The sequence below is a fragment of the Kitasatospora sp. NPDC088861 genome (assembly GCF_044750105.1).
Lineage (GTDB): Bacteria > Actinomycetota > Actinomycetes > Streptomycetales > Streptomycetaceae > Kitasatospora.
On the sequence record NZ_JBIVJF010000003.1, the window covers coordinates 365,920 to 380,508 of the forward strand.

Below are 14,589 nucleotides of genomic sequence, written 5' to 3' on the forward strand. Positions count from 1 at the left end.
GTGGCCGGAAAGCACCGATGGCACGGCCGGAAGCGTGATGTGCCGCGCCCGCCCGGCGCCGTCGGCCACCGGGTGGTGCGGGCGGGGGCCCTGAGTGCTGGTCAGTGACTTCCGGAAGTGATCGAACATTCCCCGGATCATGAAAACCGTGTTCATGAGTTCTCAAAGGGGTAACACAACTGATGAACAGTCATGCATACGGTTTCGGTAATGAATCGGCCATTCCGTGGCATGCATCTGTCATTAACGACTCGTTTGCTGCCACGATTCCTGCGGCTGCAGACGAGGGGGCCCCACCCCCCGGTGCGGCTGACCAGTTCAGGTGCAGCGCGTCCCAAACCTGCCACGACTTGTGAGCACCGCAATCGCACCCCCGTCGCACACCCCGGGCGGGGGCCCCCACTGCGCCGCAACCCTGCGGCCCAGGTTTCTCTCCACCGGCGCGAACCCGCGCCGGTCGGAAAAGGAGTCCGCATGTCCCGTTACGCTCACGCCCGGAAGGCCGCGGTTGTCATGGCCGCAACCACCGCGCTGCTGGTGACCGGCATACCGGTCATCGCGCAGGCCGCGACGCCCGACGCCCCGTCCGCCGTCGCCGCCCAGCAGTCGGACCGGGCCGCGCTGATCGCCTCCGCGAACCAGCAGTCCGCGTCCTTCGTCCAGGCCCTGGGCCTGAGCAGCCAGGAGAAGCTGGTCACCAAGGACGTCGTCCTGGACACCAACGGCGGCCGCCACCTGCGCTACGAGCGCACCTACGCCGGACTCCCGGTGCTCGGCGGCGACCTGATCGTCCACCAGGACGCCGCGGGCGCCACCAAGAGCGTGACCAAGGCCAGCGAGGCCAATCTTGCCGGTGTCAGCACCACGCCGGCCCAGGCCGCGCCGAAGGCCCAGGCCGCCGCGCTCGCCGCCGAGCAGGGCGCCGCCGTCGACACCGCGCCGCGCCTGGTCGTCTGGGCCGCCGACGGCACCCCGAAGCTCGCCTGGGAGACCGTCGTCTCCGGCCGCGAGTCCGACGGCACCCCGAGCAAGCTGCACGTGGTCACCGACGCCGCGACCGGCGACGTGCTCAGCAAGGCCGACGGCATCAAGCGCGGCTCCGGCAACGGCGTGTTCGTCGGCAACGTGCCGCTGACCACCACCCAGAGCGGCTCGACGTACTCGCTGAAGGACGCCACCCGCGGCGGCCAGTACACCACCGACATGAAGAACGGCACCTCCGGCAACGGCACGCTGTTCAGCAAGTCGAGCGACACCTGGGGCAACGGCCAGGCCAGCAACCGCGAGTCCGCCGCCGTGGACGCCCAGTTCGGCGCGGCCGCCACCTGGGACTTCTACAAGAACACCTTCGGCCGCAACGGCATCCGCAACGACGGCGTCGGCGCGATGAGCCGGGCCCACTACGACACCGGCTACGTCAACGCGTTCTGGGACGACAGCTGCTTCTGCATGACCTACGGCGACGGCTCGGGCGACACCCACCCGCTCACCGAACTCGACGTCTCCGGCCACGAGATGAGCCACGGCGTCACCTCGGCCACCGCCAACCTGAACTACTCGGGCGAGTCCGGCGGCCTCAACGAGGCCACCTCGGACATCTTCGGCTCGATGGTCGAGTTCTACGCCAACCTGCCCGCCGACAACCCGGACTACCTGATCGGCGAGCTGATCGACATCAACGGCAACGGCACGCCGCTGCGCTACATGGACAAGCCCTCCAAGGACGGCACCTCCGCCGACTCCTGGTACTCGGGCGTCGGCAACCTGGACGTGCACTACTCGTCCGGTGTCGCCAACCACTTCTTCTACCTGCTGGCCGAGGGCAGCGGCGCCAAGGTGATCAACGGCGTCAGCTACAACAGCCCGACGGTCAACAACATCACCGTCGGCGGCATCGGCCGGGACAAGGCCCAGCAGGTCTGGTACAAGGCGCTGACCGCGTACATGACCTCCACCACCAACTACGCCGCCGCCCGCACCGCGACCCTGAACGCGGCTACCGACCTGTACGGCGCGAACAGCGCCGAGTACAACGCGGTCGCCACGGCCTGGGCCGCCGTCAACGTCGGCTCGCTGCCCAACCCCGGCGGCATCACCGTCACCAGCCCGGGCAACCAGTCGACCGCGGTCGGCGGTGCGGTGAACCTCCAGATCAAGGCCTCCGGTGGTACCGCGCCGCTGTCGTACAGCGCGACGGGTCTGCCGGCCGGGCTGGCGATCAACGCCTCCACCGGTGCGATCACCGGTACCGCCACCACGGCGGGTTCGTCGAACGTGACGGTGACGGTGAAGGACTCGGCGGGCAAGTCCGGTACCGCGAGCTTCACGTGGACGGTGACCGGTGGCGGTGGCGGCACCTGCACGCCGGCGCAGCTGCTGGGCAACGCGGGCTTCGAGACGGGCTCGGCGGCGCCGTGGACGACCAGCTCCGGCGTGGTGGACAACAGCTCCTCGCAGGCGGCGCACGGTGGTTCGTGGAAGTCGTGGCTGAACGGCTACGGTTCCTCGCACACCGACACGCTGGCGCAGACGGTGACGATCCCGGCGGGCTGCAAGGCGACGCTGAGCTTCTGGCTGCACATCGACACCGCTGAGTCGGGCAGCACCGCGTACGACAAGCTGGCCGTGTCGGTGAACGGGACCACGCTGAAGACGTACTCCAACGCGGACGCCGCGGCGGGCTACCAGCAGCGGACCTTCGACCTCTCGTCCTACGCGGGCCAGACGGTCACCCTGAAGTTCACCGGCACCGAGGACGCCTCGCTGCAGACGAGCTTCGTGATCGACGACACCTCCATCCAGACCGGCTGAGTCCGGACCGGGCCCCCGCGGGCCCGGTGAACCAGGACAGGTGAGGGGCCCGGCGGCTACGGCTGCCGGGCCCTTGTCGTGCGTCCGGGCCCAGATGGTGCAGAAACGTTCCTCCCAGGCCCTTGACGCTCTCTCCCGGCGGCCCTAGGTTCAGCGCTGCAAGTTTCCGGCAAGTTACAGAAACTTCCTGCATAGCTCTTCCCGCACGGCTCATCCCCGGCTGCCCCCACCCCAGCCACCCCCCAGGAGACGACGTGGTCACCACCGCCCCCACCCGCCGGACCGCCCGCGCGGCCGGCGCCCTCGCCGCCTCGGCGGCCCTGGCGCTCTCGCTCGCCACCTCCCTCGGCGCCCCCGCCGCCCAGGCCGCCCCACCCGCCAACAACGGTAAGGACGTCACCGCCACCCTCTTCGAGTGGCGCTTCGACTCGGTCGCCCAGGCCTGCACCTCGACGCTCGGCCCGAAGGGCTACGGCTTCGTCGAGGTCTCGCCGCCCCAGGAGCACATCCAGGGCCCGCAGTGGTGGACCTCCTACCAGCCCGTCAGCTACCGGATCGCCGGGCGGCTCGGCGACCGGACGTCCTTCAAGAACATGGTCGACACCTGCCACGCCGCCGGGGTCAAGGTCATCGCCGACGCCGTCGTCAACCACATGACGGCCGGCTCCGGCACCGGCACCGGCGGCACCGCGTACACCAAGTACACCTACCCCGGCACCTACCAGGACCAGGACTTCCACTCCTGCCGCCAGCCGATCACCAACTACCAGGACCGCTCCAACGTGCAGAACTGCGAGTTGGTCAACCTCGCGGACCTGGACACCGGCAGCGCGTACGTCCAGCAGACCATCGCCCGCTACCTGGACGACCTGGGCTCCCTCGGCGTCGACGGCTACCGGATCGACGCCGCCAAGCACATCGCCGCCGGCGACCTCGCCGCGATCAAGGCGAAGACGGCCAACCCCAAGGCCTACTGGGTGCAGGAGGTCATCTACGGCGCCGGCGAGCCGGTCCAGCCCACCGAGTACACCGGCACCGGCGACATCGACGAGTTCCGCGTCGGCACCGACCTCAAGCGGATGTTCACCAGCGACAAGCTCGCCAACCTGTCAGGCTGGGGCGCCTCCTGGGGGTACCTGCCGAGCGGGCAGGCGCGCTCCTTCATCGACAACTGGGACACCGAGCGCAACGGCTCCACCCTCAACTACACCTACGGCAACACCTACACGCTGGCCAACGTCTTCCTGCTCGCCTCGCCGTACGGCGCGCCCAACGTCTACTCCGGCTACGCCTTCACCAACAACGACGACGGCCCGCCCAACGGCGGCACCGTCAACGCCTGCTACCAGGACGGCTGGAACTGCACCCACGCCTGGCGGCAGATCGCCAACATGGTCGGCTTCCGCAACGCCGTCGCGGGCACCGGCGTGACCAACTGGTGGTCCAACGGCAACAACGCGATCGCCTTCGGCCGCGGCAACAAGGGCTACGTCGCGCTCAACCACGAGAGCGGCCCGATCACCCGGACCTTCCAGACCGGGCTCGCGGCCGGCACCTACTGCGATGTCCAGCACGGCGACCCGCAGCCGGGCGGCGGCTGCACCGGCCCGACCTACCAGGTGGGCGCCAACGGGCAGTTCACCGCGACGGTCGGCGCGGGCGACGCGATCGCGCTGTACGTCCCGGGCGGGGCGGCCAGCAGCTCCGGCGCCTCGTTCAACGTCAACGCGACCACCGTCAACGGCCAGAACGTCTACGTGGTCGGCGACGTCGCCGCGCTCGGCGGCTGGGACCCGGCCAAGGCGCTGCCGCTCTCCTCGGCCGGCTACCCGGTCTGGTCGCTGTCGCTCGCGCTGCCGGCCGGCACGGCCTTCCAGTACAAGTACGTCCGCAAGGACGCGAGCGGCGCGGTGACCTGGGAGTCCGGGGCCAACCGGACGGCGACCGCGCCGGCCTCGGGCCTGGTCACCCTGAACGACACCTGGCGGCCGTAGGGCCCCGGGCGGCGCGCCCGTGACACCTCCGGACCGCCCTCGGGCCGCCCCTGGACCCCCGTCAGCCTGGCCTGACGGGGGTCCCTCGTGCGGGTGGCCGTGCCGGTTCAAACCTCGGCTGGCGAAGCGGCGCTGACACGATCGCGGGATGAGAACCACCCCCCTCGTCCTTGACCTCGAACTGTGCGGCGGCCGCTGGGACGGCCACCGCAAGCGCGTCAACGCCGCCGCCCCGCCGCCCGCACTGCGGATGCTGCTCCGGGCCCGCCTGCCCGCCGCGGAGAGCGGCGAGTACTGGCCGACCACCAGCGTCTACCGGCTGGACGGCGACCGCGCCGGCTCGCTCCGCTACCGCCACTCGCACGACGAGTGATCGCCATCGGGTATAATTCCCGGCCCTGGAAATGGGGTTGGGTTAGGGTGGGGACATGGTTGCGAACCGCGAGGAAGAAGTGGCCGTGAACGAACCGGAGTTCGTCAGCGCTCCCGCCCTGATTCTTCAGTCCCTCGCCGCCGACCCCGACCGACGGGCCATCACCACCGCCGACGGCGTCGAACTCACCGCCGGTGACTTCGCCGCCGCCACCTACCGCCTCGCCCACGAGCTCGTCGCCCGGGGCGTGGTGCGCGGCGACACCGTGACCCTGCTCGCCGGCAACACCGCCGAGGCGCTGAGCGCCCGTTACGCGGTAGGCCTCGCGGGTGCGCGGGTGGTGAACCTCTACGACGGCATGAGCGCCTCGACCCTGGCCGAGATCGCGACGAGCGTCGACACCGCCGTCCTGCTCGTCGACGCCGAACGGTACCCGGTGGCCGCCGAGTTGCTGCCCCTGATCGACGTGCCGGCCGTCCTGCGTCTCGGCCCCGGACCGGATGCGATCGGCGAGGACGTGATCGCCGCCGCCGCCCACCGGCCCGCCGAGCCGCCGGCCGTCCGGGTCGGCCCGGACGACGACTGGGGCATCCGGCACACCGGCGGGACCACCGGAATCCCGAAGGGCATCCGCAGCCTGCACGGCGCCTACCGGAAGGTTTTCGACACCCCCGGCCGCATGGCGAGCGACGCGCCCCGCTTCCTCGCCGCCACCTCGCTCGCCCACCTCGCCGGGCTCTTCTCCGACCTGACGCTTCACCACGGCGGTGCGGTCGTCCTCCAGCGCTCCTTCGACCCCGGCGCGGTGCTGGCCGCGATCGAGCGCGAACGCATCACCGACCTGTGGGTGCTGCCGCCGCTGCTCTACCAGCTGCTCGACCACCCGGCGATCGGCCGCACCGACCTGTCCAGCCTGCGCCGGGTCTCGTACGGCGGCTGCGCGGCCTCGCCCACCCGGGTGCGCGAGGCGCTCAAGGTGTTCGGGCCGGTCCTGTGGAGCGGCTACGGGCAGTCGGAGGCGCAGAACATCTGCATGCTCGCCCCGCACGAGCACGACCGGGTCGGGCACGGCGGCCAGATCGCGGTCGGCCGCCCCCTCCCGGGCGTCGAGGTGGTGATCCGGTCCGCCGACGGCACCGAGCTGCCGACGGGGGAGCAGGGCGAGATCCACGTCCGCTCGGACACCGTCATGGCCGGGTACTGGAAGCGGCCCGACCTGACCGCCGAGGTGCTGCGCGACGGCTGGCTGAACACCGGCGACATCGGCTACTTCGACGCGGACGGCTACCTCTACCTGGCCGACCGGCTCAAGGACAAGATCATCGTGGTCGGCGGGCACGTCTACCCGTCCGAGGTCGAGGACCTGCTGCTCACCCACCCGGCGATCGCGCAGTGCGCGGTCTTCGGGGTGCGCGACGCGCAGGAGGCGGAGCACGTCCACGTCGCCGTCGTCGCCGCGTCGGGGCAGCGGCCGGACCTGGAGGAGGTCCGCGCGTTCGTCACGGCCCACAAGGGGCGGATCTACGCGCCGGAGGCCCTGCACGTCGTGGCCGCGATCCCGCTGACGGCGGTGGGCAAGCCGGACAAGAAGCGACTGCGCGAGTCCGTGGCGGACTGACGGCGGGAGCCCGACGGCGGACCTCCGGCAGGCAGCCCTAGCCCCGCCCGACGTACGGCATGGCGGTCGCCATCACGGTGGCGAACTGCACGTTGGCCTCCAGCGGCAGTTCGGCCATGTGTCGGACGGTGCGGGCCACGTCGGCCACGTCCATGGTCGGCTCGACCGCGATCTGCCCGTCCGCCTGCCGCACCCCGGTGGTCATCGCGGCGGTCATGTCGGTCGCCGCGTTGCCGATGTCGATCTGCCCACAGGCGATCCGGTACGGGCGGCCGTCCAGCGACAGCGACTTGGTCAGCCCCGTGACCGCGTGCTTGGTCGCGGTGTAGGCGATCGAGTGCGGGCGCGGGACGTGCGCCGAGATCGAGCCGTTGTTGATGATCCGGCCGCCCTGCGGGTCCTGCGCCTTCATCTGCCGGAACGCGGCCCGGGCGCAGAGGAACGCCCCGGTCAGGTTGAGGTCGACCACCGCCCGCCAGGCCTCGACCTCCAGGTTCTCCACCGGCACGGCCGCGCCGAAGGTGCCGGCGTTGTTGAACAGCAGGTCCACCCGGCCGAAGCGCTCGACGGCTCCGGCGAACAGCGCGTCCACCGCCGCCGGGTCGGTGACGTCGGTCGGCACCACCGCGGTCGGGGTGCCGCCCAGGCGGGCGGTCTCCCGCAGCGGCTCGGCCCGCCGGCCGGCCAGCACCAGCCGCCAGCCGGCCGCGGCCAGTTCGGCCGCCACGGCCCGGCCGACTCCGCTCCCGGCTCCGGTGACGACGGCGATCTGCTGGGGCATGGCGTTCTCCTGGGTCTGCTCGGGTCTGGTGGGCTTCGGCTTCGGCTTCGGCTGGGCGCGGGTCGGTTGGGGCGTGAGCCGATCGTTGCGGATGCGGCGGCCGCCGTCACTGGTCGAAGGCCCCAAAATTCGCACCCCCGGACAGGCCGCGGACCGTGCTCCCCGCCGTCCGGCCCCCGCCGACCGGGGGGAGCGGTGAAGGCCTTTACCTGATCGCGAACAAACATTGGATTTCCGGTGGCCACCGCGCAACCGAGCCACCCCGGTCCACGTCATAAGATCGCAGGAAGGCGCGCCACCGCGAGGGAGGACGCGCCGCCACCCCGGGGACCGCACCAGCGCCGCGCCCCCGGCCTGTCCGGCCCCACCGGGGGGCCACAGCCCGGTCAGACGGACCGGGCGTGTCATCGGTCGGAGAGTCCTCACCGTGCTTAGGCAGTCGTCCCGTTCCCGCGCCGTCCTGACCGGCGCCGCCGTGCTCGCCCTGGCCGCCTCGCTGGCGGCCTGCGGGAGTTCCGGTGGCGGGAAGGGGGACAGCGCCAAGGCGGCCGGCACCCCGGGTGCGACCGGTACCGGCGCCACGGGGGGTTCGCCCAGCGCCGGTGGCGGCGGTACGCCCGCGCCCACCACCGCGGAGCCCGCGGCCGCCACCGGGAAGGTGCTGATGCCCACCGGTCCGGCCGCCACCCTGAGCAAGGCCCGGGACACGTCCGCCGGTCCGATCATGGTGACCACGGTGACCGGCGCGAAGTCCGGCGTCTCCGGCAAGGTCTGGGTCTGGCTGCCGCCCGAGTACAACGACCCCAAGTTCGCCAAGACCGGTTTCCCGGTGCTCACCCTCTTCGCGGGCGGCCAGAGCAACGGCTACAACACCTGGACCGACAACCAGCTGCCGATCCAGGAGGAGAACGAGCAGCTGGTCAAGGCGGGCAAGTCCCACCCGTTCATCATGATCATGCCGGTGCAGAACTTCAACAGCGACGAGCACAACGCGCTGGACTGCTCCGACATCCCGGGCCAGCCCAAGATGGGCACCTGGATGTCCCAGGACCTCCCGGACTTCGTCCGCGCCAACTTCCGCACCGTGAAGGGCCGCGACGGCTGGGGCGTGATGGGCGCCTCCACCGGCGGCTTCTGCAGCGCCAAGCTCGCCCTCCAGCACCCGGACGTCTACAAGGCCGCCGTCCCGATCGACGGCTACTACGTTCCCGACTCGGGGCTGTGGAAGGGCCACGACGCCGAGCGGCAGGCCAACAACCCCGACGTGCTGGTCGCCCAGGGCAAGGCCGACGTGAAGATGCTGGTCACCGCGGGCGGCGCCAACCCGTACGAGACCAAGCTGGTCAAGGGCTGGGTCGCCAAGGCCGCCCCGCCGGCGTCGCTGGAGTACTACGAGCAGCCCGGTGGCAAGCACCTGACCTCGGACTTCAAGAAGATGATCCCGGACACGCTGCAGTGGCTCACCAAGAACCTGGCGGGCCCGGAGGCCGACTGATCCCAGCCGCACGACGACCCGCGCGGCCGTCCGCACGACGCGCCGTACGACGACCCGCAGGCCGTGGGCCCGGGGCACCCAGGTGCCCCGGGCCCACGGCGTTCCGGCAGCGTCCGGAGGCCGGGGCGGGCGATCGCGGGGCGGCACCCGCGCAGCGCGGCTTCCCCCGCGCACATGCCTGTGACCTGCGCGTCAATCGGACATTGATTCACTTTTGATCGACTGTGAGCACCTTGGATGGGGCCGCTCCACCGGCTGGCCCCGCCCGCCCCACGACGTCGTGAAGAGAGTGCCATGCCGATCCATCTACTGCCCCAGCCGTCCCCCTCCGTGCCCGAGCAGGCGGGGTCCGGGGTCGACACCCGGGGCGCGGCCGTGCCCGTGCGGGCCGTCGGCGAGGAGCCGGCGACGGCCCGCTTCGCCGGACTGCGGCTGGTGCACGCCGCGCTGCGCCGGGACCTCGCCCGGCTGCCCAACGCCCTGCGGCTGCTCCAGCCCGGCGAGGACGACGCCGGCGAGGCGCTGCTGCGGCACTGGAGCTTCGTGACCGCGATGCTGACCTGCCACCACGAGCAGCAGGACAGCCGGATCTGGCCGATCGTGCGCCGCTTCGCCCCCGAGCTGCGGCTGCTGCTCAACTGGCTGGAGGCGGACCACCACAACCTCGACCACTCGTTCACTCGGGTCACCACGCTGGTGCGGATCGCCAGCCGGGACACCGGCAGCGCCTGGCCGGTGGCGTACGCGATGGAGGACCTGGCGGCCCGGCTGGAGACGCACCTGCGGATCGAGGAGCGCCAGTTGCTGCCCCGGATGGAGCGGGTGGTCCCGGAGGGCTCCCGGCTCGGCGGCCTGGGCGAGCTGATGGACCTGCTGCGCTCGGCGGACGGCCCGGGGACGGCGGACGCGCTGGCCTGGCTGCTGGAGGGTGTGGAACCGGCTCTGGTGGAGCGGCTGTTGGCCGAGTGCGACGACGACGTGGCCCGCAACTGGCCGCACTGGCAGGCCACCTACCAGCGCTGCATGGCGCCGCTGTGGGGCCCGGCCGGTGCGCGGGGCAGCGACCTGGGCGGTGTCGCCGACTGACCGCCGGTCCTTTTCGCGGCCCGTCGATCTACGCGCGTGGCATACCTCTGAGGCATATGCCGAGCCTTTCCGGAATCCGATCCAACAGTTCCAACTCCCCTCGTCCCCTAGGGGATTCGACCCATCGCCCTCGGGGTCGCGATCGTTCGGGCGCTCCGGGGCCGGCCAGGGGGTGCGTACCGCCGACGGCCGATGGCGGGGCGCGTGCGGGCGCCTACCGTCGACGCCATGACCACAGCGAGCACCCCGAACTCCCACCGAACCCCTGCCCGGCGCCGTTTCGGGCCCGCCGTCCGCCGCCCGGCGCTCCTCGCCGCCGGCGCCGTCCTCACCCTCGGCGCCGGACTGACCGCCTGCGACGGCGGTGTCGCGCTCTGCCTCGACGACGACAGCTGCGACGTCGTCGTGCGCACCGATGACGCCGAGGCCTCCAAGACCCTCCAGGTCTTCGGCGGCGACCGCACCGTGAAGATGACCGTCAGCCACATCACCGACAGCACGGTCGAGGTCGCGGTCGGGGACGAACGGAAGACCATCGGCAAGGGCGCCGAGACCGCCGTCGGCACGGCGAAGGTCACCCTGCGCAAGGCGGACAAGGGCGACCGCTACGCCGAACTGCACGTCACCCGCGGCTGACGTTCACCGCCCGCACGCCCGCACGCCCGCACACCCGCCCGCACACCCGCACGTTCACCGTCCGCACGCATGGACGCCCACCCGACGCCTCCCCGGTGCCCGCTCGGGTCCGTACCGACCGGCCGGGGGTGCGACTCAGTCCGAGGCGAGCCGGAACTCCAGGTTCCCGAACCGGACCTGGTCGCCCGGCCGGACCCGTACCCCGCCCGCGATCCGGCGCCCGTTCACATGCGTGCCGTTGGTCGAGCCCAGGTCGTACAGCACCCAGCCGCCGCCCTCGCGCCGCAGTTCGGCGTGCCGTCGGGACACCGAGGCGTCGTGCAGCCGCAGCCCCGAGCCGGGGAACCGACCGATCGTCAACTGCCCGGCCCCGGTCTCCGGCAGGCTCAGCCCGGGCAGCCGTTCGGTGCGCCAGGCCCGGCGCAGCCGGTCCCCGAACGCGGAGACCCGGCCGACCGTCCGCAGCAGGAAGCGCTCGACCGGGCTCCCGGTCGGCAGCCCGGTCATCGCCTCGTCCAACTCGCCCCGGCTGGTGGCGTGCAGGACGATCTCCATCCGGCCGAGGAAGGTGTCGTGCGACAGCCGTCCGCTGCCCGCTCCGTCCTTGAGCACCCCGAGCGCCTGGTCCCGTTCGGCGTCCGAGGGGCGGACCGCGCCGGAGGGCCGGACGGCGCCGGTGCGGAACTCAGGAGACGTCATGGCCCGATTGTCGGCTCGGCCGGCTCGGACTGTCCAGATCACGCCGGGTGCCGGCGCGCGGTGAGTACGTCACTGCACTCCAGACGCCCGGTGCGCCACCGCGGTTCCGGGTGGCCGGGTTGCCTGGCGGTTGGGTGCCGGGGTGGCCGGTGCGCGGATGTCAGGAGGTCAGCCCTTCCGGGCGGCCGCCAGGATCTTCTCGGTGGTGTGCAGGAACCGGGAGGTGACCGCACCCCGGTAGGCCTTGCCGAACAGTTCCCCGGTGACCCACTTGCCGTCCCGCAGGTGGACCACCACGTACGCAGCGCCCGGGTCGGCGCCGACCACCTCGTGGTCGCCCTTCGGCGAGAGGCGGGGGAGGGCGAGGTCGGCGGGCAGCGGCTCGGAGAGGAAGGCCACCACCAGCCGGACGTCGGGCGTCACCTCGACGCCCCTGAACGGCTCGGCGGCCAGCAGCGCGGCCACCTCGTCGACCGTCCGCAGCAGCGTGGGCACCGGGTAGCCGAGGGAGCGTTCCAGGTGTTCCTCGATGCGCCGGGTGAGGGCGGCGCGGTCCGGCTCGTCGGTGGTGAAGAAGACGTTGCCGCTCTGGATGTAGGAGCGCACGCCCCCGAGCCCCAACTCGGCGAAGAGCGCCCGCAGCCGCTCCATCCGCACCGTCCGGCCGCCGACGTTGATCGCCCGCAGGAACGCGATGTACGTGGTCGTGGTGGTCACTCCGCCAGTCTGGCACCGGCCCCTGACACCCGGCGGTTGTCGGTGCCCGGTGCCAGACTGGCACCATGGCCACCTGGCAGGATTTCGAGCAGCAGGCACCCGAGCTGGCCCCCCTCGTGAGGGCCCGGTTCGAAGCCGAGAAGCACCACGTCCTGGCGACGCTGCGCAAGGACGGTTCGCCCCGGGTGAGCGGTACGGAGGTCGACTTCGTCGGCGCCGACCTGATGCTCGGGTCGATGCACGGCTCGGCCAAGGCACGCGACCTCCAACGGGACGGCCGCTTCGCGCTGCACGCCCACCCGGGGGACGAGACGATGGCCGGCGGGGACTCCAAGGTCTCCGGCCGCGCGGTCGAGATCACCGACGAGGCCGAACTTTCCGCCTACGCGGCCGATCTGCCCGAGCCGCCGCCGACCGCCTTCCACGCCTTCCGGCTGGACCTGGAGCAGGTGGTGCACACCGCCGTGGGGGAGGGCCACCTGTGGGTCCTCAACTGGCACCCGGGCCGGCCGGTGCAGCGGATCCAGCTGCACTGACCGGCCCCGGACGCCCCGGACGCCTCTTGGGCTCCGGACGCGGCGCTGCTACGGCAGGACGGACTTGACCGCCTCGGGGGTGCGGGCCACGACGGCGTGGCCGTCGTCCGCGGTGATGATCGGGCGCTGGATCAGGATCGGGTGCTCCGCCATCGCCGCGATCCAGCGGTCCCGGTCCGCCGGCTCCCGGGACCACTTCCGCATCCCCAGGTCCTTGGCGACCTGCTCGTCGATGCGGGTGATGTCCCACGGCTCCAGGCCCAGCCGCTCCAGCACCTGCTCCAGCTCGGCCGCGGTCGGCGGATTCTCCAGGTAGCGCCGCACGGTGTACTCGGCCCCGACGGCCTCCAGCTCGCCGAGCGCCGATCGACACTTGCCGCAGCGCGGGTTGATCCAGATCTCCATACCGGCAACCCTACCGAGCCGCCCGACGGCCGGGCGCCAACCCGCCCGGCCCGGCGCCCCCGCCGGGCGCGCACCCGGGCCTCCGCCGGTCGAGCCCCCGGTCCGGCCCGGCGCCCCCGCCGGACGGGAACTCCGCTGCACCCTCCGGTGGTTCACGCAGCAGGAACGTGGCCTCTGGGAGGGGAGCACCGGATGGACGGCGCGGCGATCATCGAGGAACTGCTGACCAGCGAGGGCCGGGCCGACCCGTACCCGCTGTACGCGCGGGCACACGCGCTGGGCGCGGTGGTGCCCGCCGGGCCGGACACCTTCCTGGTGGCCGGCCACGCCGCGGCCGACAAGGTGCTGCGCACCCCCGCCTTCGCCGTCGCGACCGCCGACATGATGGCGGAGCTGACCCCGGAGTTCGCCGAGCACCCGTCGCTGGCGCTGTTCGGCCGCTCGATCCTGCAGCGCAACGCGCCCGACCACCCCCGGGTCCGCTCGCTGATCGCCTCGGTCTTCACCGCCCGCCGGGTGGCCGCGCTGCGCCCGGCGGTGGAGGAGGCGGTCGCCGGGCTGCTGGACGGGATGGCCGAGCAGGGCGCCGACGGCTCGCCGGTGGACTTCATGGACGCCTTCGCCTTCCGGCTGCCGGTCGGGGTGATCTGCGAACTGCTCGGCGTCCCTGAGCGGGACCGCTACCGCTTCCGCGACCTCGCCTCCGACCTCACCGTCGCCCTGGAGTTCATCGACGACCGCTCCGAGCTCACCGAGGCGGACGAGGCCGCCGACGAACTGGCCGGCTACTTCACCGAGCTGGCCGCCGAGCGCCTCGCCCGCCCGCAGGACGACCTGGTCACCGACCTGGCCCGGATCGCCGTCGACGACCCGGAGCGGCTGCCCGCCCGGGAACTGCTGGCCAACCTGGTGCTGCTGCTGGTGGCCGGCTTCGAGACCACCACCAACCTGCTCGGCAACGGCCTGGCCCTGCTGTTCCGCCACCCGGAGGCGGCCGCCGGGCTGCGCAGCGGCGCGATCACCCCGGCCGGCTTCACCGACGAGGTGCTGCGCTTCGACTCCCCGGTCCAGCTCACCTCCCGGGTGGCGCTGGCCGAGGGGCTGGCCGTCGACGGGCTGCCCGTGCCGGTCGGCAACGTGGCGCTCCTGCTGCTCGGCGCGGCCAACCACGACCCGGCCCGGTACGACCGCCCGGAGGTGTTCGACCCGACCCGCCGGGACAGCCAGCCGCTGAGCTTCGGCGGCGGCCCGCACTACTGCCTGGGCGCCCAGCTGGCCCGACTGGAGGCCGAGGTCGCGGTGCCCGCCCTGCTCGACCGCTTCCCCCGGCTGGCCCCGGGCGGCGTGCCGGCCCGGCGGGACCGCCTGGTCCTGCGCGGCTTCGAGACCCTGCCGGTGATCGTCCGCTGATGACCGTCTCGCTGCTGACCGCTGACCG

Annotated in this window: 13 protein-coding genes; 9 read left to right on the forward strand and 4 right to left on the reverse strand. The window is 72.4% G+C overall.

Going from position 1 to position 14,589, the window contains the following annotated elements; all coding sequences use genetic code 11:
• Positions 1 to 474: 474 nt before the first annotated feature.
• From ACIP37_RS08415 to ACIP37_RS08430, 4 genes are all read left to right on the forward strand, one after another.
• Positions 475 to 2,811, forward strand: coding sequence for a M4 family metallopeptidase (locus tag ACIP37_RS08415; RefSeq protein ID WP_363372164.1), 2,337 nt, complete (start codon positions 475 to 477; stop codon positions 2,809 to 2,811).
• Between the two features lie 254 nt (positions 2,812 to 3,065).
• The gene (locus tag ACIP37_RS08420) at positions 3,066 to 4,805 is read left to right on the forward strand and encodes a carbohydrate-binding module family 20 domain-containing protein (protein WP_400843534.1); all 1,740 of its coding nucleotides are present in this window, start codon (positions 3,066 to 3,068) and stop codon (positions 4,803 to 4,805) included.
• A 148-nt stretch (positions 4,806 to 4,953) separates the two neighbouring features.
• Entirely contained in the window at positions 4,954 to 5,178 is a 225-nt protein-coding gene (locus ACIP37_RS08425; RefSeq protein ID WP_363580892.1) for a hypothetical protein, read from the forward strand.
• A 55-nt stretch (positions 5,179 to 5,233) separates the two neighbouring features.
• Positions 5,234 to 6,796 carry an AMP-binding protein gene (locus ACIP37_RS08430; RefSeq protein WP_400805577.1) on the forward strand — a complete coding sequence of 521 codons (1,563 nt, stop codon included), beginning with the start codon at positions 5,234 to 5,236 and terminating at the stop codon, positions 6,794 to 6,796.
• A gap of 37 nt (positions 6,797 to 6,833) precedes the next feature.
• Here ACIP37_RS08430 and ACIP37_RS08435 read toward each other — a convergent pair whose 3' ends face one another.
• Complete coding sequence (locus ACIP37_RS08435; protein ID WP_363628529.1) at positions 6,834 to 7,577, reverse strand: SDR family oxidoreductase; 744 nt, start codon at positions 7,575 to 7,577, stop codon at positions 6,834 to 6,836.
• A gap of 427 nt (positions 7,578 to 8,004) precedes the next feature.
• On the opposite strand from ACIP37_RS08435, the gene ACIP37_RS08440 reads away from it, so the two are divergent.
• The 3 genes from ACIP37_RS08440 (at position 8,005) to ACIP37_RS08450 (ending at position 10,794) form a co-directional block, all read left to right on the forward strand.
• Positions 8,005 to 9,072, forward strand: a complete 1,068-nt coding sequence (locus ACIP37_RS08440; protein ID WP_363628527.1) for an alpha/beta hydrolase-fold protein — start codon at positions 8,005 to 8,007, stop codon at positions 9,070 to 9,072.
• Between the two features lie 294 nt (positions 9,073 to 9,366).
• Complete coding sequence (locus tag ACIP37_RS08445) at positions 9,367 to 10,158, forward strand: hemerythrin domain-containing protein (RefSeq protein WP_363580900.1); 792 nt, start codon at positions 9,367 to 9,369, stop codon at positions 10,156 to 10,158.
• A gap of 228 nt (positions 10,159 to 10,386) precedes the next feature.
• Positions 10,387 to 10,794: a hypothetical protein gene (locus tag ACIP37_RS08450; RefSeq protein ID WP_400805580.1), complete on the forward strand. Its 408-nt coding sequence runs from the start codon at positions 10,387 to 10,389 to the stop codon at positions 10,792 to 10,794.
• 135 nt (positions 10,795 to 10,929) lie between these two features.
• On the opposite strand, the gene ACIP37_RS08455 is transcribed toward ACIP37_RS08450, so the two are convergent.
• A complete protein-coding gene (locus ACIP37_RS08455) occupies positions 10,930 to 11,493 on the reverse strand; it encodes a DUF1707 and FHA domain-containing protein (protein WP_063347333.1) in 564 nt (187 codons plus the stop codon).
• 168 nt (positions 11,494 to 11,661) lie between these two features.
• The gene (locus ACIP37_RS08460; RefSeq protein WP_363622287.1) at positions 11,662 to 12,210 is read right to left on the reverse strand and encodes a DUF1697 domain-containing protein; all 549 of its coding nucleotides are present in this window, start codon (positions 12,208 to 12,210) and stop codon (positions 11,662 to 11,664) included.
• 65 nt (positions 12,211 to 12,275) lie between these two features.
• Between ACIP37_RS08460 and ACIP37_RS08465 the strand changes: the two genes are divergently transcribed.
• On the forward strand, positions 12,276 to 12,746 hold the full coding sequence (locus ACIP37_RS08465; RefSeq protein WP_400805582.1) for a pyridoxamine 5'-phosphate oxidase family protein: 471 nt from the start codon (positions 12,276 to 12,278) through the stop codon (positions 12,744 to 12,746).
• Between the two features lie 48 nt (positions 12,747 to 12,794).
• Here the strand turns inward: ACIP37_RS08465 and ACIP37_RS08470 are convergent, their stop codons facing one another.
• Entirely contained in the window at positions 12,795 to 13,151 is a 357-nt protein-coding gene (locus ACIP37_RS08470; protein ID WP_400805584.1) for an arsenate reductase family protein, read from the reverse strand.
• Positions 13,152 to 13,343: 192 nt separating this feature from the next.
• Between ACIP37_RS08470 and ACIP37_RS08475 the strand changes: the two genes are divergently transcribed.
• Entirely contained in the window at positions 13,344 to 14,561 is a 1,218-nt protein-coding gene (locus tag ACIP37_RS08475) for a cytochrome P450 (RefSeq protein ID WP_400805585.1), read from the forward strand.
• The last annotated feature ends 28 nt before the right edge of the window (positions 14,562 to 14,589 follow it).